This window comes from Cytobacillus gottheilii, assembly GCF_900166665.1.
GTDB classification, from domain to species: domain Bacteria; phylum Bacillota; class Bacilli; order Bacillales; family Cytobacillaceae; genus Cytobacillus; species Cytobacillus gottheilii_A.
Map to the genome: position 1 here is coordinate 1 of NZ_LT800494.1, position 24321 is coordinate 24321.

The following is a 24321-nucleotide window of genomic DNA, read 5'->3' on the forward strand; positions in this document are numbered from 1 at the left end:
GCCAGGATCAAACTCTCCAAGAAAGAGTTGATTAGCTCTTGTGTACATAATGTACATTGTTGATTCCGAAGAATCTTTTTAAACGTTGACGTTTTATTGTTCGTTCAGTTTTCAAAGAGCAATTTTTGTTGTTCGTTTGTCACGAGTGCGACTTTTAAATATTATCACAACCAGATGATCAAGTCAACAACTTTTTTAATTTATTTTTTCGTTTGTGCCGCTCTCTCGCAGCAACAGATATTAATATACCACCATACTGACGAGTGTGCAACATGTTTATTAAACTTTTTTTCATAAATGATAATAAAAAAATATTCATATAATTCACTACACCAATTTATAAGATAAGAAGAATCTAAACCAACTCACTTCAATAATAGATGGCCTTGACTAACACCTTCTTATATAAAGAAAAAAGACAGAGCATCTGCCCTGTCTTTTCCTATACTATAGATTAGCGGTGACGCATTAACGGGAATAAAAGCACATCTCTAATAGAAGGAGAGTTTGTTAAGAGCATGACTAGACGATCGATGCCGATCCCCAGTCCGCCTGTTGGCGGCATACCATACTCTAATGCTTCAATAAAGTCATCATCCATCATATGTGCTTCATCATTACCCTGCTCACGCTCTTTTAATTGTGCTTCGAATCGTTCACGCTGATCAATTGGATCATTGAGCTCCGTGAAAGCATTAGCATGTTCGCGAGCCACAATGAATAACTCAAAACGATCTGTAAAACGCGGATCTTCATCATTTTTCTTTGCAAGAGGAGAGATCTCAACTGGGTGACCATAAATAAAGGTTGGCTGAATTAACTTCTCTTCTACCTTTTGTTCAAAGAATTCATTTACAATATGGCCGTATAGCATATGTTCTGTAATCTCAACACCATGCTCCTTCGCAAGAGCCCCAGCTTCTTCCTTGCTCATTTCTTTCCAGAAGTCTACCCCTGTATATTCTTTAATGGCATCTACCATATGAAGTCTTGTCCATTCCGGTGTTAAGTCTACTTCATAGTCACCATACTGAATAACCGTTGTGCCAAGAACCTGTTTTGCAATATGAGCAATCATGTTTTCTGTCAGACTCATGATATCTCTGTAATCCGCATATGCTTCATACAGCTCAATCATCGTAAACTCAGGGTTATGACGAGTAGATACCCCTTCGTTTCGGAAAACGCGGCCGATTTCATAAACCTTCTCAAGTCCGCCAACAATCAGTCTTTTAAGATGAAGTTCGATGGCAATACGCATATAAAGCTGCATATCTAGAGCATTGTGATGTGTAATAAATGGTCTTGCAGAAGCTCCGCCAGCAATTGAGTGCATCATTGGTGTTTCAACTTCAAGATAGCCATTAGAATCAAGATAGCGTCTCATTTCTTGGATAATGCGGCTTCTGGCTACAAATGTTGCTTTACTTTCCTGACTCATAATAAGGTCAAGGTAACGCTGACGATAGCGTTGCTCAACATCCTTAAGTCCATGGAACTTCTCAGGAAGCGGACGCAGAGATTTTGTTAAAAGAACAAATTCTTCTACTTTAATTGAAAGCTCCCCTACTTTAGTTTTAAAAAGTGTACCCGTAACCCCTACAATATCCCCAAGATCAGCAGTTTCAAAGATAGCGTAGCTTTCTTCACCAATCGCATCCTTACGTACATAGATCTGAATTTGACCAGTCAGATCCTGAATATGAGCAAATCCAGCTTTCCCTTTTCCGCGCTTTGTCATGATTCTGCCCGCTAAAGTGACAGAAACATTCTTCTCTTCAATCTCTTCTTTTTCAAGACCGCCATACTGATCTATTAAAACATCGGATTGATGTGAACGGTCAAAGCGCTTGCCGAAAGGATCCATTCCTTTATCACGCAAGTTTTGCATTTTTTCGCGTCTTACTCTTAACTGGTCATTTAATTCTTCATGACTCTGACTCACTTATATCATCTCCATTTTTTCATTCGTGAAATATGTAACGCACTAGGCGAAGTATCACATTTTCAGTACATGTTTATTATTTTACACAATATGATTCAAACAGACAGCATAATTGATTATAAAAATTGAATGTTCTAGTACTTTTATTTCCAATAAACTTGAAGTTAAAAAGCATTTTCCAGCTTGGATAATAAAAAACTGCCAGTTCATCCACTGGCAGTTGTCTAATCAAAGCTATTATAGGCAAAGAAATTTTCCATGTCAAACAGCATTAGCCAACCTGTGACTCCATGCGCTCTTTTTCTTCCGCATCCAAGACAATAGCATTTAAAATGGCAACAAGTTCATCACGAGTATTACTTTCATTAACAGCATTGCGGAATCTTGCATTTCCGCGGATCCCCTTCAGGTACCATGCGGTATGCTTTCTCATCTCTCTTACCGCAATATGCTCGCCCTTCAATGCAACCAGGCGGTCAAGATGCAGGATACATACATCCATTTTTTCTCGCACTGATGGTTCGTCGATCAATTCACCCGAATCCAAATATTTTACCGTCTGATAGATCATCCAAGGATTCCCTAAGGCGGCCCGGCCAATCATGACACCGTCACAGCCAGTTTCATCAAGCATCCGCTTTGCATCCTGAGGTGTTTTCACATCTCCATTTCCAATGAGCGGAATCCCAATGCTTTGCTTTACTTCACGGATAATGTCCCAGTTTGCTGTTCCTTCATACATCTGCACGCGTGTACGGCCATGAAGGGAAACAGCCTTCCCGCCAGCCCGTTCAATTGCCTGTGCATTACGGACAGCATAAATATGGTTATCATCCCATCCCATTCGCATTTTTACTGTAACCGGCTTTTCAACAGCATCTGTTACCGCTGCAACCATTTCATAGATTTTATCCGGGTCTAATAGCCACTTTGCACCCGCATCACATTTTGTGATTTTCGGCACTGGGCAGCCCATGTTTATATCAATGATATCCGCATTGGTATTTTGGTCAACAAATTTGGCAGCTTGTACAAGCGTATCTTTCTCTCCGCCAAAAATCTGCAGACTAAGCGGTTTTTCCTGTTCGTCGATATAGAGCATATTTAACGTTTTTTCATTTTGAAAAACAATGCCTTTATCACTAACCATTTCCGCACAAACCAGGCCGGCACCAAATTCTTTAACCGTCAGACGAAAAGCAGAGTTGCAGATGCCAGCCATCGGTGCCAGCACAACTCGGTTTTTCATTTCAATATCGCCAATTTTAAGCATAGTGGTACCTCCTTCTTTATCTATTATTATTCCTTTGGAGCAATCTCATCAACTGACGTTTTCAGCACATCACTGATCTTCATAAGGAGCTGCTCGCTCGGCATCCTATTTCCTCTCTCAATTTCTCCGAGGATTGATACTGATATTCCAATTTCGCGCGCAAAGCTTTCTTGTGTAAAACCCTTCAGCTTTCGAAAAGCGCGAATGCGTCTTCCCCATTTTTCCGCTTCCATATTTGAACTCCTTTTTTGTCTGGAATCTCCTCAGCCAATATACGCAAAGGCATGTCCATCGCCGGAAGGGTGATGTCAGGCTTTATCTCTAAAAGAGGTATCATAACAAAAGCTCTTTCTTGTATCCGCGGATGAGGAACAGTTAGCTTCTCTGATTCAATATTGTCTTGATTATATAGCAGAATGTCAAGGTCTATTGTCCGGGGTCCCCATTTGATCAGCCGTTTTCTTCCAAGTTCCTTCTCAGCCGCCAAGCATATTTCTAACAATTCATAAGGACTAAGCTCCGTATCTACCTGGATGACCATATTCAGAAACCGATCTTGATCTTCATAGCCCACCGGATCTGTTTCATAAACAGAGGAGTAATTTACCATATTTATTTTGTTATTTGACGAGAGCATTTCAATGGCATCCTGCAAATAAGAGAATCGGTCTCCTATATTAGAGCCTAAAGAAATAAAAGCACTATTCATGATCGGGACCTCGTAATTTCAACTGCAACGGATTCATAATGTCCAGGAATAGGAGGATCTGGCTTAATCACTTTTACCGTAAGGGAATCAATTGTACTGAAACGCAGTAATAAAGCTTCAGCAATTGATTCAGCGACCGCTTCAACAAGCTTATAGGGCTTCCCCTCCACAATCTGCTTACAAACATCATAAAGCTCCCCATAGTTAATTGAATCATCAAGCTGATCGGTTTTTCCGGCCTGGCGCAAGTCTGTTTCTACCGTTAAATCCAGGATAAATCGCTGCCCTAGCTTTGTTTCTTCAGGAAAAACGCCATGATATCCATAAAAAGTCATCTTATTCACATAGATTTTATCCATTATATTCACCCTTTCCGCAAAGAGCATCCATCATTTTAGCCATTCTTGCCATTTCCTTTACATCATGAATGCGGATGATTTGGCAGCCCTTCTGTATGCCATAGCAAATTGTCGCTCCAGTGCCTTCGATGCGTTCGTTTATCGGCAAATGAAGCACTTGTCCGATTATGCTTTTTTTAGAAGTGCCCAGCAAAACCGGATAGCCGATATCGACAAGCTTATCCAGATTCCGCATCATTTCAAGGTTGTATGTTAAATCCTTCGCAAAACCAATGCCCGGATCGAGAATGATTTGTTCATCCTTTACTCCTGCCTTTTTGACAAGCATGATGCTTTCAAACAAATCATTTATGACATCTCGGTGAAAATCATCGTAAGCCATGTCAGAGCGGTTATGCATTAAGACAATTGGCGCTCCCGTATCTGCTGCAACACTCGCCATGTCTTCGTCCGCTTTCGCTCCCCATACATCATTAATGATATGTGCTCCAGCCCTGATCGCCTGTTTGGCCACCTCTGCCTTATATGTATCCACCGAAATAGGAACGTTAACTCTAGAGGAGACAGCCTCAATCACTGGAATGACTCTCTGAAGTTCTTCCTCTACTGAAACAGCCGTATGTCCCGGTCTTGTTGACTCTCCGCCGATATCAATGATATCGGCGCCAGCATCCACCATCTCCTGCGCCCTGATAACCGCCGCTTCTGCACGGTTATATTTTCCACCATCTGAAAAAGAGTCTGGTGTGGTATTCAAAATCCCCATAATCAGTGTTTTCTTGCCATAATCCAGCGTATAGGGACCACAGTTTAAACTATTTTTTTGCATTCTTTGCCCTCCTATAATTCATGCCGGCTTAACAGCTGTGAGGTTAAACTCTTATACTGATGGGATAAAAGCATCGTATACCTTCCATTCATACCCGGCATTACATCATTTTCAAAAGCTGAAACCGGGACAATCTCCTGAATAGAATTGGTTACAAATATCTCATCTGCTTCGGTAAGAGCTGAAGGCAAATAGTGCCCCTCCTCAACTGATAGTCCGTTCTTTTCAGCAAGCCTCATCACAAATAGACGCGTAATTCCATTTAAGATCCCTAAATCAACTGAGGGGGTATAAAGTGTTTCCCCCTTTATCCAAAAGATATTAGATGCAATTCCTTCTGCAGCAAACCCGCCTGCTGTTAAAAACAACCCTTCCTTTTTCGAGTCATCTCCTAACTCTTGTTTAGCTAAAAGATTGTTCATATAGTGGTGAGATTTTAATCTGATTTCACCTTCAGGAGTATTGCGCCGGAGGTTTAATACTACGACCTGCTTTTCATGGGTAATGGCATGCTCAGGTAATTCCTTCGCAAAAATAATCATATTCGGTTCAGTATATGGTGCCGCTCTTAAACCAATTTCACCTGTACCGGCGGAAATATTCATGCGAATATAAGCGTTGGACAGTTGATTTTTCTGCAGCAGTTCTTCCAATGCAGCTTTTACTTCTTCTTCACTGATCTGCCTGCGGATATTCATAGCCTCCAGTCCATGGTGGAGGCGCTCTATGTGATCTTTCAGCAAAAAGGGATGCCCGTCATAGATCCGAAATGTCTCAAATAGGCCCATTCCATATAAAAATCCATGGTCAAAAGGAGAGATCAAAGCTTCCTCTTGCTTAACCATTTGGCCATTTAAATAGATATACATACCTACACCTCTTTTACTTCAGTAACTCCTGTACAGAAGAAATTTCTCAGCAAATCCTTCCCTTCAGCGGTCATGATCGATTCAGGGTGGAATTGCACTCCCTCCACTGGAAGCTCTTTATGGCGAATGGCCATAATTTCTCCTTCATCTGTCCAAGCAGATACTTCCAGGCAGGATGGCAAGGTTTCTTTTTTAACAATTAACGAGTGGTATCTTGTCGCCGTAAACGGGTTTGATAGTGTCTGAAAAACCGTCTGACCATCATGATAAACAGGAGACGTTTTCCCATGCATCAGCTTTTCAGCACGCACTACTTCCCCCCCGAATGCCTGGGCAATAGCCTGCTGCCCTAAACAAACACCAAAGATCGGAATAACCCCTGCAAAAGCAGTGATTACTTCTAAGCTTATACCTGCCTCATTGGGGCTGCACGGCCCTGGGGAAATCATAATATAATCTGGCTTCAGGTTTCTAATCTCTTCGATTGAAATTTCATCGTTTCGTTTTACAACTAATTCATGTCCCATTTCACCTAAATATTGAACGATGTTATACGTGAATGAATCGTAGTTATCGATCATTAAAATCATTGTAATGCTCCTTTAGCTTCTTCTGCTGCTTCTTTTGCTTTCCATAGAGCAATTGCCTTCTTCATGGATTCTTTATATTCATTTTTCGGATTAGAGTCGATGACAATTCCAGCTCCTGCCTGCACATGAGCCATACCATCTTTTATAAGCATCGTGCGAATAATGATATTTAATTCAAGATCGCCGCTGAAATTCATCCATCCTAATGAACCAGTATAAACTCCCCGGCGCACCGGTTCGAGTTCCTCAATGATTTCCATCGTACGCACCTTTGGAGCCCCAGTAATCGTCCCTCCCGGAAAAGCTGCATCAATAAGATCAACACCATGCTTTCCTTCAGCAATCTTTCCTTTAACATTCGAAACAATGTGCATGACGTGTGAGTACTTTTCAATGACCATAAACTCGTCCACTTCGACTGTTCCATATTCACAGACTCTGCCAAGATCATTTCGTTCAAGATCAACAAGCATCACATGCTCCGCCCGCTCCTTCTCATTTTCAATCAATTCATTTGCAAGCCGGATGTCCTCAAGTTCATCTTTTCCTCGAGATCTAGTGCCGGCAATCGGCCTTGTGCTGACCGTGCTGCCTTTCTTTTTCACGAGCAGCTCTGGTGACCCGCTGACAAGCTCATATTCATCTGTTTGAAAATATCCCATATACGGAGAAGGATTCAGCAATCTTAGCTGATCATACACTTCAATCGCTTTAACATTTAGCGGCTTACTTTGGCGAACAGACAAATTGACCTGAAAAACGTCTCCCGCAGCAATGTATTCCTGTATTCTTTCAACTGCCTTTATAAACTCTTCCTCACTCATGGATACCTCTAGTCGCTGTTCAGGCGGAGAAAGATACTTCGGTTCCTCTTTCATCTCAGCAGATCCTCGCCACCTCTGCAGCCATAAAGCTTCACGTTCAGGCAGCTTGTCCGCTTCTTCCTCTTTATATAGCAATAACATCCACATTACTTCTTCTTGATGATCATATACAAACCACTCATTGTGAATGAAAAAATGAATGTCCGGCAAATGAAGATCATCTTCCGAGAGAGCAGGCAGCTTTTCAATGTAACGGCCATACTCATAACTAATATATCCAATTGCTCCACCTTGAAAATCGGGGAGATCACTGATCGGTTCAACTTTATATGCTTCCAGCCACTGTTTCATACTATGAAGCTGATTTCCTTTGATAATTTCTTTTTTCTCTCCTGTTATAATCTCAAGCTGATGATCTTTCCCCTTTAAAACCACTTCAGGCTCAAAAGCAGCAATGCTGTATCTTCCGCCTCTGCCGCTTTCCAGAATAACATGCTGTATACATGATTCTGAGAGGAACCTATATCTGCTGTAGAATTGTTTATATGAAATGGATTCCTTTTTTGCGTATATCTTATATCCCATTAAAACACCCTCTTTAAGATAAGTATAACCTTCTAAATAATAACATGTTTTTAGAAAGCGAATATTGTTTTGGAAGGAGCCTGTTATAAAAGTAAATTCCATAACTTTCACATTACCATTTGCTTTATAGGTTTATAAGAAATGCGGTATTACATCAGAGCAATTGCTTAAATCATGAATGTACCATTCCTTAAGCAGCAAAAAGACAGCTTTCTGAGAAAGCTGTCTAATACACTCTAGTGAACAATCTTATTCATTTTCAAATTGGTACAGAGGTGTGCTTAAATATCTCTCACCGTTACTTGGAATGATGGCAAGAACTTTTTTACCTTTGCCTAGTTCTTTTGCTACCTGTAGAGCAGCATAAATGGCTGCTCCAGATGAAATTCCTCCAAGAATTCCTTCTTCCTTAGCTGCACGGCGGGCATATTCAAAAGCCGTTTCATTTTCGACCTTAATAATCTCATCATAGATTTTTGTATTTAGAATATCAGGAACAAAACCAGCTCCAATTCCTTGGATTTTATGCGGACCCGGCTTTCCTCCAGATAGGACTGGAGAATCAGAAGGCTCAACTGCGTAAATTTTAATATTATCATATTTCTCTTTTAGCACTTCACCTGCACCGGTAATCGTTCCGCCTGTACCGATTCCTGAAATAAATGCGTCAAGCTGATCGCCCATTTGCTCTGTAATTTCCTTGCCTGTTGTTAAGCGGTGAACTTCAGGGTTCGATTCATTTTTAAATTGCTGCGGCATAAAGTAGCCGTGTTCCTTTGATAGCTCTTCAGCTTTGCGGATCGCCCCGCCCATACCTTCTGGTCCTGGAGTTAAAACTAATTCCGCTCCATATGCACGAAGCAGGTTGCGGCGCTCCATACTCATTGTTTCCGGCATAACGAGAATGCTTTTGTATCCTTTTGCAGCAGCCACCATCGCCAAGCCAATTCCAGTGTTTCCACTTGTCGGCTCTATGATGGTATCTCCTTCTTTAAGACCACCGTTTTCTTCTGCAGCTTCAATCATTGCAAGAGCGATTCGGTCTTTTACACTGCTGCCAGGGTTCATGTATTCTAATTTAAGATAAACTTCAGCAGATCCATCTTCTACAATCCGATTTAACTTTACAATTGGTGTCTGTCCAACTAATTCAGTAATTGAATTTGCTACACGTGCCATATTCCCACCTCTTATTCCGAGTATTTTTATTGGTTTTATTAAAACTTACCAATTGATGATTGAAAAGTCAATTATTTTGCAGAGTTGTGTTTTCTTTCTATGATCGAAAAATGCAACAGCCTTATATATAGCATACTCTCAAGAATGGGATTCTTTCCGTTTTAACAGAAAAAAATAACACGGAGTTCATCTCCGTGTTATTGTGTTTTATCATAAAACCATTCAACTTCTGCTTCATCCCAGAAAGGTCTTGCAGAGACTGGTGTATCCATCTGCTCAATGGCCAGCTGCCGGCGAATTTGCGCTTTCACATCTTCATACTTATACGCTTCTTCTTCTATATACTCATGAAGCAGCACAATCGCATAGCCATCTTCAACTTCGATTACATCGCTCCACTCACCAGGCTTTAATGCGCTTATTTCTCCAAGCATCGTTTCACTTACATGCTCCGTATCAGCACTTACAAAGCCTGCGTCTCCACCTTGACCCGCAGTGAAATCGTCAATCGAACGTTCCATAGCCAGTACAGAGAAGCTAGATCCTTGTTCGAGCTCTTGCAGGGTCTGTTCTGCCTCACCTTTTGTTTTTACAACAATTTTAGAGATATGGTAAGAATCAGGGAACGTAAACATAGCGCTATTTTCCTCATAATACCTTTCCAACTCTTCATCTGAAATATCAGCATCTTTTGTCAGCAGTTCTTCTAATACTAAGCTGTTTTCAATTTGTTCAGCCAACTTTTCTTCATCATATAAGGAATAACTGCCTGCTGGACCATATACAGTTTTCATCATCTTCATTTCACGATCAATATCTTCCTGTGAAATAGCAATATCGTACTTTTCTCCAGCTTGACTAATAACCTTTTCATTCACAAGCTCATCTAATACTTCTTTTCCATATTTTAATTCAATTTCACTGAGCCATTCCTGTCTTGTTATTTCCTGATTGCCGATCGTTGCGACAACCTCACTACCCTTTTGGCTATCACCGGAAAGAAGGAAAGTGAGAGTGACGCTATTTGTTATGATTAGAGCAGCAATGATCAGCCATAAATGCTGTTTTTTCATTTCTCCCTCTCCCTATAGAAAAACACTAAAGCTAAACACTGTGCTGCAGCAAATGATTAGCTCTATTTAGTTTGTGCAGTCTCTCTCATTTCCTCTAACTCTTCCTTAGAGAAGACATAGATTTCATTACAAAAATGACATTGCACCTCAGCTTGTCCATCTGATTCGATCATATCTGTAATCTCTTCCGCTCCAAGCGTTACGATCGCATTAGAAAAACGGTCTTTTGAACAAGTGCATGTAAAGGCGACAGGCATTTTCTCCAGAACCTTCACTTCATCTTTTCCTAGCACCTCTTCTAAAATTTGTTCTGGTGTTAAGCCCTTTTCAATCATTTTAGAAACAGGATCGATTAGAGTCAGACGTTTTTCAATATGTGAGATTACCTCGTCTTCTACACCTGGAAGCAGCTGAATAATAAAACCGCCAGCAGCTAAAATGGTGTTATCTGGATTGACAAGCACACCAACCGCAACAGAAGAAGGCACTTGCTCTGAAGAAGCAAAATAATAGGTGAAATCTTCTCCTAGCTCACCAGAAACGATTGGTACTTGACCAGTAAAATGTTCGCGCATCCCAATATCTTTTATGACCGTTAAAAATCCTTCTGTTCCAACAGCTCGGCGAACGTCCAGCTTTCCTTGTGCATTTAGATCAAAGTGCACTTGAGGATGTGTCACATAACCGCGCACTTCCCCTTTTGCATTGGCATCCACTAAGACAGGACCAAGCGGACCGCCACCTTCAATTTTAACTGTGATTTTCTCCTCACCTTTTAGCATAGCACCCATCATTACAGATGCAGACATTGCTCTTCCTAAAGCTGCTGAAGCAGTTGGCCATGTTTGATGACGGCGTTGTGCTTCTCCGATGGTTTCTGTGGACGATACTGCGTATGCCCGAACTTGTCCGTTGTAGGCAAGTGCCTTAATTAAATAATCACTCATATTTCAATCTCCTTTATTCAGATGTCATAAGAGCATTTACAACAGCCCCTATGGCAATCGTTTATGCCTTATCTTTTATACTATCCATGTTGCGTTTATAAATAAGCTGTAATCCTTTTAAGGTTAAAAAAGGATCAACAATATCAATCATCGTGGATTCCTTTGCTATTAATGTAGCTAGACCTCCCGTTGCAATGACAGTTGGCGCAACGGACGATTCGTCCTTCATTCTTTTTACAATTCCTTCAACCTGTCCAACATAGCCGTAAAAAATACCAGCCTGCATAGCAGAAACTGTATTTTTACCAACAACTCCATCAGGACGGGCAATTTCAATACGAGGAAGCTTAGCAGCCCTCGAATATAGAGCCTCTGTTGAAATGCCTATTCCCGGGGCAATTGCGCCTCCCATATACTGTTTATGTTCATTTATATAGCAGTACGTAGTAGCTGTTCCAAAATCAACTACAACAAGCGGGCTTCCATATTCATGAATAGCCGCAACTGCATTTACAATTCGGTCTGCCCCTACTTCACGAGGATTCTCGTATTTTATATTTAAACCTGTTTTAATCCCAGGTCCAACAACTAAAGGTTTGAGCTGAAAATATTTCTGACACATTCTTTCAAGCGAAAACATAATGGGCGGAACAACCGAGGAAATAATAATGCCATCGATCTCATTAAAGCTTAATCCTGCATGATCAAATAATGATTTAATCATCATTCCATATTCATCTTCTGTTTTATTGCGGTTTGTTTCAATACGCCAGTGATGTTTTAACACATCCTTGTCATATACTCCAAGCACAATGTTCGTGTTGCCTACATCAAAAACAAAAATCACCATTCTCACCACTTTATTTTTATTCTTGCCTATTATACTGCAAACATCATACCATAACTAACAACTGATCGTGTAATTGAAAAATCGCATGAAGAGAATCAGCAAGAGCCTTTGGAGTATGATTTACTTTGAAGGAATGAAAAAATGCCCCAATGTCAATGACATTGGGGCATTCTTCTATCTATTTGCGCTCTTCATCGATGGCTGGAGGATCAACAGATTCTTCAGGAGAGGTATTCTCTCTGCTTTCTGTGATTTCACCTTCACCTGTTGTTTCTTCTTTTTTCATGTTGATGTTTACTTTCACATCATTAGAAGTTTCGATTTTTTTAGCTGACCGATCTGGAAGTGTTCCATGATCAACAAGGTGTTTAATTTGTTCAGCATCAAGCGTCTCAACATCTAATAGCGTATTGGCAATAAGGTCTAGCTTCTCGCGGTGTTCAGTAAGAAGCTGCTTACATCTTTCATAAGACTCCTTAATAATACGCTGAATTTCTAAATCAATTTCGTATGCAATAGCATCCGAATAGTTTTGTTCATTATTGAAGTCTCTGCCAAGGAATACTTGCCCGCCCCCGGATTGACCAAATTGAAGCGGTCCAAGCTTATCACTCATACCGAATTCTGTTACCATTCGGCGAGCAATACCTGTTGCTCTTTGGAAGTCGTTATGAGCACCTGTGCTCACTTCTCCAAACACAATTTCCTCAGCAACACGTCCTCCAAGCAAGCCGACAATTTTATCAAGCAATTCTGGTTTTGTCATGAAATAACGATCTTCTTTTGGAAGCATAACAGCATATCCGCCTGCCTGGCCTCTAGGTACAATCGTTACCTTATGAACCATTTCCGCTTCATCAAGCACAACTCCGATCACTGTATGACCAGCTTCGTGGAATGCAACAATATTTCTTTCTTTCTTTGAAATGACACGGCTCTTCTTCGATGGACCAGCAATAACGCGGTCTGTCGCTTCGTCCACGTCCTCCATGTCTACCTTCTTCTTATTTCGGCGAGCAGCTACCAGCGCCGCTTCGTTTAATAAGTTTTCAAGGTCAGCTCCAGAAAAGCCTGGTGTACGCTGTGCAATGGACTTTAAGTTAACTGATTCATCAAGCGGTTTATTGCGTGCATGTACTCTTAATACCGCTTCACGGCCTGTTACGTCTGGTCGGTCAACCGTAATTTGACGGTCAAAACGTCCTGGACGCAATAAGGCAGGATCAAGAATATCTGGACGGTTAGTTGCGGCGATGATAATAATACCTTCGTTTGCACCGAAGCCATCCATTTCAACTAGTAACTGGTTCAGCGTTTGTTCACGCTCATCGTGACCGCCGCCAAGGCCGGCTCCACGCTGACGTCCGACTGCATCAATCTCATCAATAAAGATAATACATGGCGCATTTTTCTTCGCATTTTCAAACAAGTCACGAACACGGGATGCACCGACACCGACAAACATTTCCACAAAGTCAGATCCGCTGATTGAGAAGAACGGTACGCCCGCTTCACCTGCTGCAGCACGTGCAAGCAATGTTTTACCAGTTCCCGGAGGTCCAACTAAAAGGATTCCTTTTGGAATTCTAGCTCCGAGTTCGGCAAATTTGCGCGGATCCTTCAAGAAGTCAACAACCTCTACAAGCTCTTGCTTCTCTTCATCTGCACCGGCAACATCTTTAAAGCGGACTTTCTTCTTGCTTTCATCATAAAGCTTCGCCTTGCTCTTTCCGAAATTCATTACTCGGCTGCCGCCGCCCTGTGCTTGATTTAAAAGGAAGAAGAACAGGATAAAAATAATGATAAATGGAATGATTGAGGTGAAAAATGTCACCCAGCCGCTTGTTTCTTTAGCAGGCTGAATGTTCACTTCTGATTCTGAACCTGCTGCTAATGCATCAATTCGAGTAAGTACTGAATCACTATTCGCTACATAAGTAATAAATTGCTGACCCTCTTCTTGGGATTCTAATTGACCCGTTACTGCAAATACTCCTCTTTCAGGCTGCAGTGAGACAGATTCAATATCACCATTTTCTAAGTGTTCAACAAAAGTGTCGTAGCTCATTGGTTCTGCTGGTTCATTGCCGCCGTTAAAGAAGCTGACAACCCCTATAATCACTAAAAATATTAATAAATAAAAGATGGTATTACGGAAGATCCGATTCATCCCTTACCTCCTCCCACGGTAAACAAACTACATAGTATAGTATCATAGAAAATCGTGCCAATTCAAATATTTACACTTTTCACACCGGGCTAATTCATGCTGTAAGTAAAGGGCTTACCAAGATTATTTCCTTTTATCTTTCTCTTAATCGTTGCTGCTGTATACCTCTGGTTTCAGAACCCCAATATATGGAAGGTTGCGGTATCTTTCAGCATAATCTAAACCATAGCCAACAACAAATTCATCTGGAACGATAAAACCGACATAATCTGCTGTTATATCTACTTTTCGCCCAGTTGGTTTATCCAATAGCGTCACAATCTTGATGGATTTTGCTTTTCTGTAACGGAAAAGCTCTACTAGATAGCTTAACGTTAAGCCGCTATCGATAATATCCTCAAGAATCAGAATATCTCTTCCCTCAACTGAGGTATCAAGGTCTTTTAGGATCTTAACTTCTCCTGAAGAAACAGTGGAATTTCCGTAGCTGGAAACATCCATAAAATCCATTTCTAAGTATGTATCCATGCGTTTGAGCAGATCACTCATAAAAGGCATAGCCCCTTTTAACACACCGATTGCAAGCGGGAAGCGATCTTGATATTCATCTGTAAGCTCTTTTGCAAGATCAGCGATTTTTTCTTGCAGCTCTTCCTCTGAAATCAGTACCTTTTCAATATCATTTTTCATTTTTGTGCCCCCTAGAAGATCATTGCTTTATGTATTTTAAAAGAATATAACAAGGATGAGCATCACCCAGCATTGGTTCATCTGACTTCCTTAAACCCGGTAGCCATAGAATTTTCCCTTTTGCATCTGTCAGGACTGGCCATTGATCCCTTTCATTCCGAGGAACCTTTTGATCGATAAAGATATCTTTAATCTTTTTCGTCCCTTTCATTCCTTTTAAGTTGATTCGATCTCCACTTTTTCTCGTTCGGATAATGAGCGGCAAGGGAATACTGGCCGCAGATAAAAGGAGGGATTCGGAATGACCTTCCACATGTTGACTGCAGGTATATTCAAATTCAATTCTGCTGCCATTCGGAAGATCGATTTTCCCAGGTTCATCTAGCTCATAATGATAGGATGCCCGTAAAGTTTCCGTATAGAAATAAAACATACACTTTCTATACGAGCGTTCAATAATCAATCCACCTGGCAAATGCAGGACTCCTGATGGGTGAGGATTACGTATTAAAGAAAAAACATTTTCAATATGCACCGCTGATAAAGAAGAAGGTTTTTCCTTATAAAGATAGTTTAATATTAGTTGAATCCCTCTTCTTTGTAAAGGCATTGGCATATCTAGAAACAAATCAATGGCTAATCGCACTTCATTATCTTTTTTCTTCTCTATTACTTTATTCATTTCTCTGAAAGTTAATTCCTGCAGCAGAACCTCATCACTCTCCAATTCCTCACTAAATCGCTGGAATTGTTCATGCATTTGCGGATTTTCGTGTTTTAAAAACGGCAATACATGATGGCGAAACCGGTTTCTGCTATACGTATCCTTCTCATTGCTAGGATCACGCCTGGGGTTTAATTGATGCTCTGTGCAATAATCTTCTATTTCTTCTCTGTTAAGGCATAAAAATGGTCTAATAATGGTACCTCCAGCAAAGCTCCTCTCAAAAGGAATCCCTGCTCTAGCTGCTCCTGTACTGCCTCTTACAAGCCTCATTAGAACCGTTTCTGCCTGATCATCCCCGTGATGTCCTAGTGCCAAATAAGTGAATTTTTCGTTCTCCATCACTTCCTCAAAAAAACGATAACGGCACTCCCTGGCTGCTACTTGACTGCTTTTACCTGTTTCTTGCATATAAGCCGGAACATCTATTCGCTTCATTCTAAAGGGGATCCCTTGTTGTTTACAAAAACGTTCAACAAATCGCGCTTCTTCGAAAGATTCTTCTCCTCTAAACATATGATCGACATGCAGAGCAAGAATCTCTAGATCGAAGTGTGAACTTTTCTCTTTTAAATAGTGGAGCAGCGCTAACGAATCCGGACCGCCTGACACAGCGACCGCTATGCGTTTATGATGCAAATCAAAGCCCCGTTTAAAGAGAAATAATTTTACTTTTGAATCCAGCATCTTCGTTTCCCTCTATACAGTATTAATCAATGAAACAGAGGAATGCCTGCTATAATGGCCAATATATGCCCCTCATTTCATCTGATACTAAAATCATATCATTCTTATGCTGTTTGTTTCAAAGTCTGACTGCACTTCTTTAAATTAATTGACCATAGATATAAAGGAAATACAGGCAGGAAATCACCGCAACAATACAAGCTGTTTCAAAAAAACCACCGTTTTTCTTTCTACGGACATTATTCTGTGTGCGTGTAACCGTGCTGCCAGCAGATACAGGCGGAGGCGAGTGTCTGTTAACTCTGCCGCTGCTCTTCTGAACATCCATTTTATTCATTGAATCCAGCAGTGCATGTCTCATCTCTTTAGCTGATACATATTTACCCATTAAAGCTTGTGAAATAACCTCTTCAAACTGAATTAATTCTTTGCTGCTTTGAATTTTCTCCTTTAATTCTGCAAATCCGCCGTTTTTTTTTGTAAAACGGTTTGGGTATGCTGTATTAATAAGAATCATTGCTACTGCAAATAAGTCATAGCCTGGTTCAGCCTTTCTTGTTCCAAGATTCCAGTACCCCCGGTCATAAAATTCTGTAAACTCTTTGATTGCTCTTCCTTGCAAGGTTGTCCCGCCTACATCAATACAGCGCACCTTGGATGGCGGACCGGTAACAATTAAATTTTCAGGTTTTAAGTCCCCAAATACCCAGCCGCTGTCATGAAGCTTGGCCAGATCATTTAAAAGCTGAAGGATCAGTACAGCCGTCCAGGAAGGTCCCTTTTGCTGGATAAATGACAGCAGGTCAGGACCATGTATATATTCCATCACATAAAAGGATATATTTTTCCCATTAATGGCCCAGTCATCGACATCAAGCAAAGAAGGTCCGAGGGCAGACCCTTGGACCTTCGCAAATGATTTAAGCACATTTACTTCGGATGTAATGGACATCCCGTTATCACTCATTTTAATCGCTACTTGCTGATTATTAAACTTTGACAAGTAAACAACGCCATTTGCTCCATATCCAAGCTCTTTTAAGATGACATAACGGTTATTGTGCCATTTCCCATCTATAACTGTGCCTGAGCGAACGTTAAACTGACTCTTCATAGAATGATTCATCATCACGAGAAAGCAGTCCCCTTAACGACCGTTTTTTCTTAAAGTATTGCAATGCCTCGCGCAGTGCTGGCCCTGTTGGTGTAATTCCACCCACTGTCAGCTTAGCAAAAATACTATTTAGTGACTCAAGCCTCGGTGTCCAATCAAGCAGCTTCTCAACATCCTTCTTTTTCCCGGGAAATACAAAGACCGAGAAGCGATTATCTCCTGACCGGGCGTTTAAACTTAATGATAAATCAAATAACGCTTCTTTTACGGTCGGCAGCTTTTGTTTCATACTGGCACTCGTATCGACTAAAATCAGCACTTCCAGTTCTACTGTTTCACCAAGTTCATCCACCACTTCCATGACCTCGCCTCTTTGCTCGGGCGGGAGATCTTCAACCGTTTTAGAGCTGCCTAAAATCTCCTTTAATTCTTTATTAACGACTCCTTGCAGTGTTTGAGTCATTGCCTTCCTTGTCACCATTTGAACCGTTTGTGATAATTGTTTTGCATAAACAACCTGACTCACACCGCCGCCTGACATGGCGATTCCTTCAATTTCACTCATCCCTTTTTCATCTATCACATCATTTTCCATAACTCCAATAACATTAACGGTGATTCCCTGTTCTTTCGCCAAGGCAGCCATTGCAATTGGATCTTCTCCTTGATTGGAGCAGCCATCTGTAATCAGCAGAATTTGTTTCAATGTTCCTGTTTTCATATTTTCCCCTCCATCTCAATTTATTACCATTTTCGACGGTATGGGGTAGAAATATACATCATTTCATTTCATTTAGCAGATCATAATAAATTTATATACATTAGTTAATTTGCCTTCTTTCGCATATTCTGAATGGGAATACTCGACCACTTCGGTGTATTGTGAGTTACTTTTGAAACAACAACTGTCATATCATCTTCAATTCTGCCTGATCGGGACCGAATCACTTCCTCCATAATTAAATCTGCCACTTCCTGTGGATCAGAGGTCTTTAATTCAGTAATTTTCCGCTTCATCCATAAATCGAAATTCTCAACATGCTTTGGACCTTCAAATACTCCATCGCTCATCATAATCAATAGATCACCTGCCTTCAGCTGTTCGCTGACTACATCAACATCAAACTCTTGTATAATTCCCATCGGCAGATTGCTTGCCTGTATTTTCATCACCTTTGAACCACGCTTGACAAAGCTTGGTGTTGAGCCAATTTTCAAGAATTTCACTTCCGCATTTTGCAAGTCAATCATGGCTAAATCCAGCGTAGAGAAAATCTCGTCAGTGGTCCTTAGTGATAAAATAGAGTTCACTGATTTAATCGCCACCCGTTCCTCTATACCCGATTGCAGGATTTTTTGAAGAAGCTCTAGTGTTTCTTGACTCTCAATATGTGCTCTCTCTCCATTGCCCATTCCATCACTGATGGCAATCGCATATTTCCCGCTGCCTAGTTCAATCGTAGAATGGCTGTCACCTGAAATAAAGCCTCCGTCCTTTGCTGCATGTGCCACACTCGTTTCAACCGCATACGCTTTCGCTGATCGGAACGTCACATGACAAAAACCAGTTGAGTAGGCGGCACACTCTTCTTTACCGACCAGGATGGTTTCGCCAAGAATATCTGAAAGCATCGGTGCAATCAGCTTTTCACATTCCCCATGTCCATTGCAGTATGGGATCGCCATATCAATGTCTACATTGCCCTGCTCTAAGCTGTAGATATCAACCTGCTCAATTTCCACTCCGAATTCTTGAAGTGCCTCTAGAATCTGTTCTTCCTGTTTATGGTGGTTTTCCCTCTCCCGCTGAATTTCTTTCGCAAAGTCTCCCATCACCTCTGAAACACCCAGCAGCTGATCTGCTACAAGTCTTCTGCTTTCATGGACTTGCTGCTTCAGTTTTTGATTTGCTTTTAGAAAAGTAAGCTCCTGCTGAATCGTTTCTGTCACTTTTTTTGAACGTGTACAATGCTTTTCCCATTCTCTCCCCAGTTTTGCTGAGACAATTCCATCATTGCTATCTATTTCTGTCATAATATCCTTCATATAATCATAGGTTGTATTAAAATTCCTTGCCCAGCAATGGTCCTTCTTAAAACATGTCTGGCATGTTTTTTCAGTGACATTGCTTAAGAAATAATCAATTTCACGGTCTTCATCATCATCATCTCTGCTGGAGGTTGCGTCATAGTTAGAGAAACTTTTTGATAATGCTTGAAACACGTTCGAGAATTGAGAGACTCTTTGAGCCGTAACGTCTCGCATCTTTCTCATATAATGCTGCTGCTCTGCTGCATATTCAGGGGTACCTGGTATATGCTTCGCAAGCTTTGAGGTCAAACTAATCGGTGTAACCAAAAAAATAAATATCGCAGCACCTGTTTCATACAGCGTAATCACGAGGTTTCCATTGCCTTCTCCATACATGCCCATTAACAATGTTGCAATAAGCAGTCCTAGAGATACACCCAATTTCCTGCCTTCTTTTAAAAGCCCTCCAAGTAAACCGGCAAAGGCCAGCAAACTCATATGAAAGAAGCTAGAGATATTGGCAAGACTGAATATCAAGCCTGTTACAACCCCGACGGTGGAACCAACTGTTGCTCCTGCGACAAAGGCAAATAATAAAACCAAATATCTCGACATGATATGCTCAATCGACAAATCGTAAATCGTCCAGCCAATTGTCCCGGTCATCACAGAAGCAAGAATAATAATTAAACAGACAATTTCTTCTGTCTTTAACGATTGTCTTCTCTTATTCATAGATAGAAGCGGCAGACCTTGAAGGAAGATCATCGTTAAAATAAATCCGAGGCTAGCCTCTACACCCGCCATCATTCCGTTATATAGGGTTACTGTGCTTGTAAGAACAAAACTTTCAGCTATTTTCCCAACTATCAAAATGGCAAACACATAAAACGGAAGAGCCTTCATCTCATTACTTAGCCATTTTTTTGAAATCCTGAACACAAATAAAAATAAAAAAGCGATACAAAATGCTGATGCTGCATTTTGCACGGATAGAGTGGCTGCACCGGCCGTGAGTCCAACAAGTGCCAAAGGAGCCCGATCCTTCCTTAATAAGTATACAGCTGCGAAAAAAGGAAGCGTAAAAGGGGTCAGCTTGGCTAAAATTAAAGCTCTGCCCAGCAAGAAGCCGATAAACAGAAGGATGTATCCCTTCTTTAGAAAAAAAGTTTCCAGCCATAATTGAAAATTGATAAAGGCTTGTCCAATATCCACCTTAGATCGATTAAGCTGAACTTCCCCGAGCGGCTCTGTCATTGACCTTCCAACCTTTTGCATATATTGCTCACTCCCTATTCAGATTCGTATTGTTTGCTGATCATTATAAATTTCTAAGATAAAAAAGTTTGTCAAAATCGCAGACAAGCTTTATTTTTTCGTTCGACTTGTTTCTCCCAAATGAGCGAATTCTGTACAAAAAATATGGGAAATCGAGGCATGGCGATGATAGCTGTTTATGTTAAAAATGTTCTTGTTGATGCTATGCGGCATTAATAGGGAGCAATCTGACAATTTTTTTAGGATTTAAATGAAGGACGTAGTTTTCTGGCCATTTTCTAAAAACAGTACAGTTCCCTTCAAGTGCATAAAATACTTTTATAATTTTTTATTGACACTTCTTATAAAAGTTTGTATGATATTACTTGTGTCTGATTGATACATTTGGCGGTGTAGCTCAGCTGGCTAGAGCGTACGGTTCATACCCGTGAGGTCGGGGGTTCGATCCCCTCCGCCGCTATACTTTTTTTAAAAATATGTACTGGCCCGTTGGTCAAGCGGTTAAGACACCGCCCTTTCACGGCGGTAACACGGGTTCGAATCCCGTACGGGTCATCTATAAAAGCGTCTGGAGAATTCCAGACGCTTTTTTTATATATTTGATCGGGTTCTTATCTGGAGCATCAGTTTTAATTATTCTATTTTATACATTTTAGGCTTAAAACCTTTACCCCTTATTTGAAGTTATTTTAAAATGAAGATAAAGGCTGGATTGCCCGGAGGTAAGAGTCGTATGAATTTAGGAAATCCGATTGCAAGTGGAAATACCGCAAATATTTATCTATCAGAAAAGAAAATCATTAAAGTCTTTAAAGACTTTTTGCCAGAGTCAGAGTCGATTAATGAAGCAAAGAAACAAAACTATGCCCATTCATGTGGACTTCCAGTACCTAAAATATATCAAGTTACAAAGATCAATGGAAAACAAGCTATCATTATGGAGTATGCTGCAGGAGAAACATTGGGAAATTTACTAGCAAAAGAACCTGCGCATTTCACCTATTACCTCAATATGTCCATTGATGAACAGCAAAAAATTCATCGCATTATTCCAACTCCACTGGAATCCATGCATGATAAGTTAACGAATCAGATTAAATCAGTGAACCTGTTGAATAGTAAACAGAAATTACTTTTGCTGAAAAAATTAGATTCATTTTCTTTTGAGCCGAGATTATGTCATGGAGATTTTCATTTATATAATTTGATTAAAACAAAAGACCGTGTTGTCGTGATCGATTGGATTGACTGCAGTGCGGGAGATAAATGTGCTGATGTATACCGTACGTATCTTTTGTATACTCAAGTATCTACTGTTTTGGCTGAACAGTACATTAAACTTTATTGTAAAAAAAGCGGGATGAAGATGTCGGATATTTTTAAATGGGCTCCAATTGTCGCTGCAGCCAGACTAGCTGAAAACGTATCATCAGAAGATTCGGGAAGGTTGCTGGCAATCATAGAAAAATACGATTTCCCATCATTCAGATAAAAAAAATGAGACAGTCCGAAATTGGACTGTCTCATTTTTAAGGGAATATCACGTAAACCCTGCGATATATGAATAAAATCAGCAACAAGTTAGCCTCGTCTAGCGCCTCTTCCCCCACGTTTTGATTCCGTATTGCGCTTTAAAGATGATAGGCGGTCTTCACTGTCCTTTAAGAAGCGTGCCATTTTTGATTCGAAATTTTCTCTTGGAGCACGATTATCATTTGTTCTGCCTTGACGTGGACGTTGAGAAGGACCTCTAGACTCTCTTCTTTCAGGTCTTTCTGGTCTTTCCGGTCTTTCAGGACGGTCTTTTGCCTTTTTAATAGATAAACCGATCTTTCCGTCTTTTTCAACATTAATGACCTTAACCTCAACCATGTCACCAACCTTCAAATGGTCGTTGATATCTTTAACATAGTTGTCTGCTACTTCACTAATGTGAACAAGACCAGTTGAACCTTCCGGCAGCTCCACAAACGCTCCGAAATTTGTAATTCCTGTGACCTTTCCCTGTAACTTGCTGCCTACTTCGATTGACATAAAAAGAAATTGCCTCCTTAAAGATATAAAGTGAAACTAAAAAATTTCATACTTACTCTATATTATAACGAATTAGAAAAAAGGGTGTCAATACAGCTCTATTCCGATGCCTTTTCTTTTTCCTTATCCTTCTCCTTATCAGGAGTCTCTTCTGACTCCGGCAAAACAAAGATCGTTTCACTTTTGTCTGATAAATAATAATCCTTGCGGGCAAGCTTTGCAATGTACTCATCGTCATTCAGTTTAACGATTTCTTCTTCCAGTACGACTTGTTTACTTTCAAGCTCCGCCAGCTCATCTTCAAGTTTTTTCTTTTCAGCCAACTTTTCATCCAGAGCAGCGGATTGCGAGACGAGTGTGGTAATCATAAATATGGATACAGCAGCTGCTGCAATAAAAAAAGCTGCTAGCCTTCTAAACAATACTTTTCTTTTTCGATTGGCGCTAATCGTTGCATCCTCTTTCTGTTTCACATAGCTCGTTTGCATCTTAGCTACATTTTTTATCTCGTTGTCACTCATTCTTCGCTCCCCCTCTCTGCTTATTTCTTTTGCTTAAAGCTGTTTATTTTCTTAACACAATAATTCTTTATTTTTATAAAATATCCTGCTGCAGCTCTATAGAACTTATCGACCATTTTTTTAATATGTTTCGGCAAAAGTCTCCATATGAGCATAAAGATCCATTTTAGCGGTGAAGTAATTATTTTCATTATAAGTATAATGACCTTATATAAAAATAAAAATAGTCCTAAAGTCGCTTTTCCTAACATTAGTATAACCGCTATCACAGCTGATACAAGAGCTTGAATCGGCTTTATGACAAAAAATTTCAAAAACTTTACAAAAAAATGGTAAATAGAGATAAACATGGAGATAAGCAACTCTAATAGTTTTAGATAAATTCTTTTGAATAAGCTTTGATAAGCTGCAAACCCGCACAGCAAGGCGAGAAAAACATACAGACGCAATTCTCCCTGATTCACGAGGAATAGAATATAGAAGATGGCTAGTCCCTGCAGGAGCCAAAAGAAAATATCATTTATAAAGACAGCCCATCTCTTTCTTTCCGTCCTCTTGAGAAAACGCTGGTACGTATCAAGCGACGCACCGAACATCCCGCCCATGCCGATCATCGCTAGCATTGTCATAAATTGAGTCGTCAGTGTCATCTGAATAGCTTGCTAAAGAAACCTTTAGCTTTATCTCCGTGCTGATCATCAATGTAGACAAGGTCAAAAACCTTCCCTTTAATAGACACGATCCCTTTGTCGACATCAAGGTTTTTCATTTGCAGATTTTGCCCGCGTATTGCCAAAAATCCCATGACTGTTTCGAGTAAGAACTCCTCATTATCAAAGCTTTCCACTTGTTTAACCCCTGAAATTTCCAGTGTTCTTCTGCCCCGCATCACCACGTCATGCTCCTGGGCATTCGGCTTATTGGCGTTTGATTCATAATATTGGCTCATATAACATCCCTCACAATCGCAATGTACTGCTGTTTGTACATGTTTATGAAGGTGAGGGATGAATTAGAACAAGCCATTCTTTTACAGGATA

Annotated in this window: 24 protein-coding genes and 2 tRNA genes; 3 read left to right on the plus strand and 23 right to left on the minus strand. The window is 40.5% G+C overall.

All coding sequences use genetic code 11. From position 1 onward, the window contains the following. Positions 1-454: 454 nt before the first annotated feature. The 19 genes from lysS to spoIIE all read right to left on the minus strand — a co-directional run bounded on the left by lysS (position 455) and on the right by spoIIE (position 20726). Positions 455-1945 (minus strand): lysine--tRNA ligase, encoded by a 1491-nt coding sequence (gene lysS, locus B7E07_RS00335; RefSeq protein ID WP_080843587.1) that lies wholly within the window; start codon positions 1943-1945, stop codon positions 455-457. Between the two features lie 271 nt (positions 1946-2216). Continuing rightward, positions 2217-3218 carry a tRNA dihydrouridine synthase DusB gene (dusB, locus tag B7E07_RS00340; RefSeq protein WP_080843586.1) on the minus strand — a complete coding sequence of 334 codons (1002 nt, stop codon included), beginning with the start codon at positions 3216-3218 and terminating at the stop codon, positions 2217-2219. A 26-nt stretch (positions 3219-3244) separates the two neighbouring features. Continuing rightward, complete coding sequence (locus B7E07_RS00345; protein ID WP_080843585.1) at positions 3245-3451, minus strand: helix-turn-helix domain-containing protein; 207 nt, start codon at positions 3449-3451, stop codon at positions 3245-3247. After that, on the minus strand, positions 3403-3930 hold the full coding sequence (folK, locus tag B7E07_RS00350) for a 2-amino-4-hydroxy-6-hydroxymethyldihydropteridine diphosphokinase (RefSeq protein ID WP_080843584.1): 528 nt from the start codon (positions 3928-3930) through the stop codon (positions 3403-3405). Before folK ends, B7E07_RS00345 begins: the two co-directional genes overlap by 49 nt. Then, positions 3924-4286, minus strand: a complete 363-nt coding sequence (gene folB, locus B7E07_RS00355) for a dihydroneopterin aldolase (protein WP_080843583.1) — start codon at positions 4284-4286, stop codon at positions 3924-3926. Before folB ends, folK begins: the two co-directional genes overlap by 7 nt. Next, positions 4279-5115, minus strand: a complete 837-nt coding sequence (folP, locus tag B7E07_RS00360) for a dihydropteroate synthase (RefSeq protein WP_080843582.1) — start codon at positions 5113-5115, stop codon at positions 4279-4281. The genes folB and folP overlap by 8 nt, the downstream gene beginning before the upstream one ends. Before the next feature lie 11 nt (positions 5116-5126). Next, a complete protein-coding gene (pabC, locus tag B7E07_RS00365) occupies positions 5127-5984 on the minus strand; it encodes an aminodeoxychorismate lyase (RefSeq protein ID WP_080843581.1) in 858 nt (285 codons plus the stop codon). A 2-nt stretch (positions 5985-5986) separates the two neighbouring features. Beyond that, complete coding sequence (pabA, locus tag B7E07_RS00370; protein WP_080843580.1) at positions 5987-6574, minus strand: aminodeoxychorismate/anthranilate synthase component II; 588 nt, start codon at positions 6572-6574, stop codon at positions 5987-5989. Continuing rightward, positions 6571-7983 carry an anthranilate synthase component I family protein gene (locus tag B7E07_RS00375; RefSeq protein WP_080843579.1) on the minus strand — a complete coding sequence of 471 codons (1413 nt, stop codon included), beginning with the start codon at positions 7981-7983 and terminating at the stop codon, positions 6571-6573. The genes pabA and B7E07_RS00375 overlap by 4 nt, the downstream gene beginning before the upstream one ends. Positions 7984-8232: 249 nt before the next feature. After that, complete coding sequence (gene cysK / locus B7E07_RS00380; RefSeq protein ID WP_080843578.1) at positions 8233-9162, minus strand: cysteine synthase A; 930 nt, start codon at positions 9160-9162, stop codon at positions 8233-8235. A gap of 197 nt (positions 9163-9359) precedes the next feature. Then, a complete protein-coding gene (locus tag B7E07_RS00385) occupies positions 9360-10235 on the minus strand; it encodes a peptidyl-prolyl cis-trans isomerase (protein WP_080843577.1) in 876 nt (291 codons plus the stop codon). Between the two features lie 62 nt (positions 10236-10297). Then, positions 10298-11182 (minus strand): Hsp33 family molecular chaperone HslO, encoded by an 885-nt coding sequence (gene hslO, locus B7E07_RS00390; RefSeq protein WP_080843576.1) that lies wholly within the window; start codon positions 11180-11182, stop codon positions 10298-10300. Positions 11183-11243: 61 nt separating this feature from the next. Continuing rightward, on the minus strand, positions 11244-12029 hold the full coding sequence (locus tag B7E07_RS00395; protein WP_176215077.1) for a type III pantothenate kinase: 786 nt from the start codon (positions 12027-12029) through the stop codon (positions 11244-11246). A gap of 181 nt (positions 12030-12210) precedes the next feature. Beyond that, positions 12211-14202 carry an ATP-dependent zinc metalloprotease FtsH gene (gene ftsH, locus B7E07_RS00400; RefSeq protein WP_080843574.1) on the minus strand — a complete coding sequence of 664 codons (1992 nt, stop codon included), beginning with the start codon at positions 14200-14202 and terminating at the stop codon, positions 12211-12213. A gap of 144 nt (positions 14203-14346) precedes the next feature. Further along, positions 14347-14892 carry a hypoxanthine phosphoribosyltransferase gene (gene hpt / locus B7E07_RS00405; RefSeq protein ID WP_080843573.1) on the minus strand — a complete coding sequence of 182 codons (546 nt, stop codon included), beginning with the start codon at positions 14890-14892 and terminating at the stop codon, positions 14347-14349. A 19-nt stretch (positions 14893-14911) separates the two neighbouring features. Further along, positions 14912-16303, minus strand: coding sequence for a tRNA lysidine(34) synthetase TilS (gene tilS, locus B7E07_RS00410; RefSeq protein ID WP_080843572.1), 1392 nt, complete (start codon positions 16301-16303; stop codon positions 14912-14914). A 139-nt stretch (positions 16304-16442) separates the two neighbouring features. Next, positions 16443-17432 (minus strand): protein kinase domain-containing protein, encoded by a 990-nt coding sequence (locus B7E07_RS00415; RefSeq protein WP_080843571.1) that lies wholly within the window; start codon positions 17430-17432, stop codon positions 16443-16445. Further along, positions 17401-18138, minus strand: a complete 738-nt coding sequence (locus tag B7E07_RS00420; protein WP_080843570.1) for a vWA domain-containing protein — start codon at positions 18136-18138, stop codon at positions 17401-17403. The genes B7E07_RS00415 and B7E07_RS00420 overlap by 32 nt, the downstream gene beginning before the upstream one ends. A 104-nt stretch (positions 18139-18242) precedes the next feature. Then, positions 18243-20726 carry a stage II sporulation protein E gene (gene spoIIE, locus B7E07_RS00425; RefSeq protein WP_080843569.1) on the minus strand — a complete coding sequence of 828 codons (2484 nt, stop codon included), beginning with the start codon at positions 20724-20726 and terminating at the stop codon, positions 18243-18245. 386 nt (positions 20727-21112) lie between these two features. On the opposite strand from spoIIE, the gene B7E07_RS00430 reads away from it, so the two are divergent. The 3 genes from B7E07_RS00430 (at position 21113) to B7E07_RS00440 (ending at position 22218) form a co-directional block, all read left to right on the plus strand. Beyond that, positions 21113-21186: transfer RNA gene (locus B7E07_RS00430), tRNA-Met, on the plus strand. 23 nt (positions 21187-21209) lie between these two features. Further along, a tRNA-Glu gene (locus tag B7E07_RS00435) sits at positions 21210-21281 on the plus strand. 178 nt (positions 21282-21459) lie between these two features. Beyond that, positions 21460-22218, plus strand: coding sequence for a phosphotransferase family protein (locus B7E07_RS00440; RefSeq protein WP_080843568.1), 759 nt, complete (start codon positions 21460-21462; stop codon positions 22216-22218). Between the two features lie 89 nt (positions 22219-22307). On the opposite strand, the gene B7E07_RS00445 is transcribed toward B7E07_RS00440, so the two are convergent. The 4 genes from B7E07_RS00445 to yabP form a co-directional block, all read right to left on the minus strand. Further along, entirely contained in the window at positions 22308-22760 is a 453-nt protein-coding gene (locus B7E07_RS00445) for a S1 domain-containing RNA-binding protein (RefSeq protein WP_066441720.1), read from the minus strand. 98 nt (positions 22761-22858) lie between these two features. Next, positions 22859-23281, minus strand: coding sequence for an FtsB family cell division protein (locus B7E07_RS00450; protein WP_080843566.1), 423 nt, complete (start codon positions 23279-23281; stop codon positions 22859-22861). Between the two features lie 20 nt (positions 23282-23301). Beyond that, the gene (gene yabQ, locus B7E07_RS00455) at positions 23302-23931 is read right to left on the minus strand and encodes a spore cortex biosynthesis protein YabQ (protein WP_080843565.1); all 630 of its coding nucleotides are present in this window, start codon (positions 23929-23931) and stop codon (positions 23302-23304) included. After that, complete coding sequence (gene yabP, locus B7E07_RS00460) at positions 23928-24230, minus strand: sporulation protein YabP (protein WP_080843563.1); 303 nt, start codon at positions 24228-24230, stop codon at positions 23928-23930. Before yabP ends, yabQ begins: the two co-directional genes overlap by 4 nt. Positions 24231-24321 lie beyond the last annotated feature (91 nt).

What these genes read in the sequence shown, in the direction of transcription:
- pabA (WP_080843580.1), bottom strand. Translation starts at nt 6,574, where the DNA reads ATGATTTTAATGATCGATAACTACGATTCATTCACGTATAACATCGTT.
- tilS (WP_080843572.1), bottom strand. Translation starts at nt 16,303, where the DNA reads ATGCTGGATTCAAAAGTAAAATTATTTCTCTTTAAACGGGGCTTTGAT.
- folP (WP_080843582.1), bottom strand. Translation starts at nt 5,115, where the DNA reads ATGCAAAAAAATAGTTTAAACTGTGGTCCCTATACGCTGGATTATGGC.
- B7E07_RS00375 (WP_080843579.1), bottom strand. Translation starts at nt 7,983, where the DNA reads ATGGGATATAAGATATACGCAAAAAAGGAATCCATTTCATATAAACAA.
- cysK (WP_080843578.1), bottom strand. Translation starts at nt 9,162, where the DNA reads ATGGCACGTGTAGCAAATTCAATTACTGAATTAGTTGGACAGACACCA.
- B7E07_RS00445 (WP_066441720.1), bottom strand. Translation starts at nt 22,760, where the DNA reads ATGTCAATCGAAGTAGGCAGCAAGTTACAGGGAAAGGTCACAGGAATT.
- B7E07_RS00450 (WP_080843566.1), bottom strand. Translation starts at nt 23,281, where the DNA reads ATGAGTGACAACGAGATAAAAAATGTAGCTAAGATGCAAACGAGCTAT.
- yabP (WP_080843563.1), bottom strand. Translation starts at nt 24,230, where the DNA reads ATGAGCCAATATTATGAATCAAACGCCAATAAGCCGAATGCCCAGGAG.
- B7E07_RS00440 (WP_080843568.1), top strand. Translation starts at nt 21,460, where the DNA reads ATGAATTTAGGAAATCCGATTGCAAGTGGAAATACCGCAAATATTTAT.
- folB (WP_080843583.1), bottom strand. Translation starts at nt 4,286, where the DNA reads ATGGATAAAATCTATGTGAATAAGATGACTTTTTATGGATATCATGGC.
- pabC (WP_080843581.1), bottom strand. Translation starts at nt 5,984, where the DNA reads ATGTATATCTATTTAAATGGCCAAATGGTTAAGCAAGAGGAAGCTTTG.
- dusB (WP_080843586.1), bottom strand. Translation starts at nt 3,218, where the DNA reads ATGCTTAAAATTGGCGATATTGAAATGAAAAACCGAGTTGTGCTGGCA.
- B7E07_RS00345 (WP_080843585.1), bottom strand. Translation starts at nt 3,451, where the DNA reads ATGGAAGCGGAAAAATGGGGAAGACGCATTCGCGCTTTTCGAAAGCTG.
- B7E07_RS00415 (WP_080843571.1), bottom strand. Translation starts at nt 17,432, where the DNA reads ATGATGAATCATTCTATGAAGAGTCAGTTTAACGTTCGCTCAGGCACA.
- B7E07_RS00385 (WP_080843577.1), bottom strand. Translation starts at nt 10,235, where the DNA reads ATGAAAAAACAGCATTTATGGCTGATCATTGCTGCTCTAATCATAACA.
- hpt (WP_080843573.1), bottom strand. Translation starts at nt 14,892, where the DNA reads ATGAAAAATGATATTGAAAAGGTACTGATTTCAGAGGAAGAGCTGCAA.
- yabQ (WP_080843565.1), bottom strand. Translation starts at nt 23,931, where the DNA reads ATGACACTGACGACTCAATTTATGACAATGCTAGCGATGATCGGCATG.
- B7E07_RS00420 (WP_080843570.1), bottom strand. Translation starts at nt 18,138, where the DNA reads ATGAAAACAGGAACATTGAAACAAATTCTGCTGATTACAGATGGCTGC.
- hslO (WP_080843576.1), bottom strand. Translation starts at nt 11,182, where the DNA reads ATGAGTGATTATTTAATTAAGGCACTTGCCTACAACGGACAAGTTCGG.
- spoIIE (WP_080843569.1), bottom strand. Translation starts at nt 20,726, where the DNA reads ATGCAAAAGGTTGGAAGGTCAATGACAGAGCCGCTCGGGGAAGTTCAG.
- ftsH (WP_080843574.1), bottom strand. Translation starts at nt 14,202, where the DNA reads ATGAATCGGATCTTCCGTAATACCATCTTTTATTTATTAATATTTTTA.